We start from the raw sequence: 1,812 nt of genomic DNA on the forward strand, positions 1-1,812 counted from the left end.
TAGGTATATCTGTTATTGTGATATTGCTGTTGTAAATAACAGTGGACTTGTCTTTCTCTTTACCTGCTTTTGCAAATTTCATTTCTGTGACATAATAGAATTCTTTAGGATTAGAAATATCTGTCTGTTTTGGATTTCCTTTTTTAAAGGTCACTGGATAAGGCTTTACATCTTCATAATTCATGTGCATAAGCCCCAGTTCACGCCCTGCTGTAACAAACTTCCAAAAATCTTCAGCAGTTTTTACACAAGGGATACGAGGTAATTCTTTAGAGAGGTTATCAGCATAACGAGCACGATAATCTTCTGAATGAAGTAAACCATAAACGTAATAGAATAGATCATCTTTCGTGAGTGCTTCATTCGGATAAGCTGCTTTAAAATGGGCTAGCCCTTCATCCGTAATGGCATCACGCCTCTGTAAACCAGCTTTGTTGTTTTCCTCTGTAGAAATTAAAAATAAATATGATTGTTTCTCACTTTTATTTTTTGAAACCGAGGTATCTTTATAAAAATAGCGTGGAAAACATTGTCCTTTTTCTATTGCATCTAAATTAGGCAAAGTCTTAATCATCAGTACAGAAAAGCCTACCATTGCTCCTATACCTGTAACTTGTATTATCTTATTTTCATTCATCTGTTCCATAGGAAATATCTGCGGCATTTGAAAGACTCTTTCATTGAAAGCACGGTTGTAGTATAGCCATTGTTGTGTAAAAGGACGATACAGACTTTGTGTGAAGCATGAATCTTCAAACTTTAAAAACTCTCCTTTTAGTAATTCCTGCTTAACATTATGACTCCAACTTATCTTACGTTCATCTAAGTTTACAAAATGATCTACAGCCTTTGTACGTATTTTACGGTCAGCATGTACATAAACATCATTAAAACGTTTCACTTCGCTGTTATAGAAAGCAATCATATTACTCATGTTCTTCGCTAAAACTTCACGACTTGAATTATATGCCCAAGCATCACGACTGGTTGAAATACCACAAGAATAAGTCTCAAAAAGCTTTTTATCATGCCCTTTTTTTACACCTAAAGCTAGGAATGTCTTGAAACTATCATCACGCTGTCCAAGCCAATCACCGTGCTTGTCTGGTGTAATTATTTTCCAACCTTGTTCACTCCGTGTAATGCCATCAATGCTACCAAGGGTCTCGATTATCGTAAGCTTTTCTTCTCTTTTAAGATAATCCCCAATGTCATGGAAATATATTTTCCCATGTTGTTGAGATTCTGGATTTTTTACGAGAATAGAGATAGCGATAGGCGCTCGAGAGCCAGAACCAAAAATCTTACCACCTTCTTTTCGAGAAAGTTCTCCAGATGTTCGTTGATTACCCCGTAAATGGAAAATATAAAGACTGCTGAATTCCTCAACGAGGCATTTTCGTAAACCATCCATAGAACATCCATTGATAAACCCCGCGTTCGTGACAAAACCAATAACACCACGGTTTTTTATACGGTCGCTCGCCCAACGGATAGCACGAATATAACTATCATAAAGCGCTTGCCTAAGATTTGCTTTAGATTGAGCAGCATAGGTTTCACGAATACGGTCATTTAATATAGGATAGGGGCTGTTCTTTGCATTATCATTTTCGCTTTTTTGACCGATTGAATAAGGGGGATTGCCAAAGATAACTTTTATATCCAGATTTTTCTGGTGTTCCAAATATTCACTGTTTTCTTTAAGTATGCCTTTCATCAAATCTTGTTTTTCAATCATCCGAAACGTATCAGTCAAACCAATATGCTTGAAAGGAATATACTCTCCTTTCATAAAACTATGATAGGTCG

The 1,812-nt window shown here is 36.2% G+C and carries 1 protein-coding gene; it reads right to left on the bottom strand.

The window, feature by feature from the left end; translation table 11 throughout:
• On the bottom strand, positions 1-1,812 hold a 1,812-nt coding region (locus ABD909_RS07070; RefSeq protein WP_345097251.1), incomplete at both ends, for a type ISP restriction/modification enzyme.

It is taken from the genome of Bartonella acomydis, from assembly GCF_039543025.1.
In the GTDB taxonomy this organism is placed as follows: Bacteria; Pseudomonadota; Alphaproteobacteria; order Rhizobiales; family Rhizobiaceae; genus Bartonella; species Bartonella acomydis.